The sequence below is a fragment of the Staphylococcus simulans genome, assembly GCF_047037175.1.
GTDB classification, from domain to species: domain Bacteria; phylum Bacillota; class Bacilli; order Staphylococcales; family Staphylococcaceae; genus Staphylococcus; species Staphylococcus simulans_C.
Genome location: NZ_CP178245.1, coordinates 1 through 1,444, shown reverse-complemented (window position 1 = coordinate 1,444; position 1,444 = coordinate 1). Strand labels below are relative to the sequence as shown.

General features: G+C 30.7%; 2 protein-coding genes. Both read left to right on the top strand.

Annotated elements, in window-relative coordinates; genetic code table 11:
* The first annotated feature begins 27 nt into the window (after positions 1–27).
* The gene (locus ACFCT9_RS13025; RefSeq protein ID WP_412521702.1) at positions 28–198 is read left to right on the top strand and encodes a Cop-6 protein; all 171 of its coding nucleotides are present in this window, start codon (positions 28–30) and stop codon (positions 196–198) included.
* Between the two features lie 72 nt (positions 199–270).
* Positions 271–852 (top strand): replication protein, encoded by a 582-nt coding sequence (locus tag ACFCT9_RS13020; protein ID WP_412521703.1) that lies wholly within the window; start codon positions 271–273, stop codon positions 850–852.
* The last annotated feature ends 592 nt before the right edge of the window (positions 853–1,444 follow it).

Sequence of the window (1,444 nt, the reverse complement as noted above, 5' to 3'; positions counted from 1 at the left end):
TTAAATAAAACTGATTGGAGGTGTTAAATGTTGAGTATCGAGAGAAATAAAAGTGAAAAAAAGACTTTTACAGTTAGGTTGTTTGATGAAGAAAATGAAGCGTTGAACAGAATAAAGGAAAAATATGGTTTTTCTAAATCTGAAGTGATTGAAACATTGATAAAAAAATATGCAAAGGAGGAATATGGTTCTTTTTAAACAAAAAAGTACCCATCTAATTTGGCGGTTAGGATAGGTACAACACACTCGTTTAATTAACCATAGTTTATCATGCAGAAAACTAATAGAAAAGATTCTAGATCTAAAACATGGAATGTTATTGTATATCCTGAATCTGCTCCTGAGAATTGGAAAGAACAACTTGTAGAACAAGGTGTTTTCTTTGTATGTAGTCCTTTACATGATAAAGACGTTTTACCTACTGGAGAGATTAAGAAGGCTCATTGGCATGTATTATTATGTTTTACATCTAATAAGTCATATACCCAGGTTTTAGAGTTAACTAATACTATTAATGCTCCTGCACCTCAAAAATCTAATTCTACAGGCGGTAGTATAAGATATATGGTGCATATAGATAGTCCGGATAAATTTCAATATAATAAATCGGATATTGAAGTTTATGGCAATATTGATATAGAACAATATTTTAGGATTACAAGTGGAGAAAGATATGAATTAATAAAAGAAATGATTGAGTATGTTAGAGATAATAATATTGATGAAATTCAAGATTTAATAGATTATGCAATGGTATATAGATTTGATGATTGGTTCCCGTTACTTTGTGATAATTCAACATTTATTATGAGTAATTATATAAAATCAATTCGACATAGAAAAGATAGATAGTGCTTTTAGCTAGCCCTTGTGGCTAGCTTTTTGCTTTAGCAAAAAAGGGGGATTGGGGGGATTCCCCCAACAAGCGGATTTGCAGCACTGAATGAACGTAAGTGAATGAAGTGGCTAGCAAAGCCAATGCTTGCCAAACCTTAATTTTACTTGTGATAAGAGAAATACTTTTGACGAACAAAGAAATAATGATAGCCACATAAGTGGCGATTGGTGCAGGTTTTAACTTGGATTAATTCCAAGTTAACAACCAATCCAAATCATTACTTTCGATATCGTGAAGTCAAAAGGAAATTTTATTACAAGTAAAATTAAGGTGGTCGTATTCTTGTTATATTAGTAATGAATAATTTATAGAAAGGAAGATTAAATATGAAAATGAATAATTTTGAAAGCTATAAGGTTGTTGAAGATGATTTATTTATTAGTTTGGTGTGTTTACAAAATCCAGAAAAGTATTTTGTTATTGGCTATAAGGAGTAGTTTTCTTTTGTGAACCTAGGGGGGTACTACGACACCCCCCTAGGTAATCCATAATCCATAATCCACACTTTAAATAAAAAATTGGTTTTTGGTGTTATTTTTGTTATTA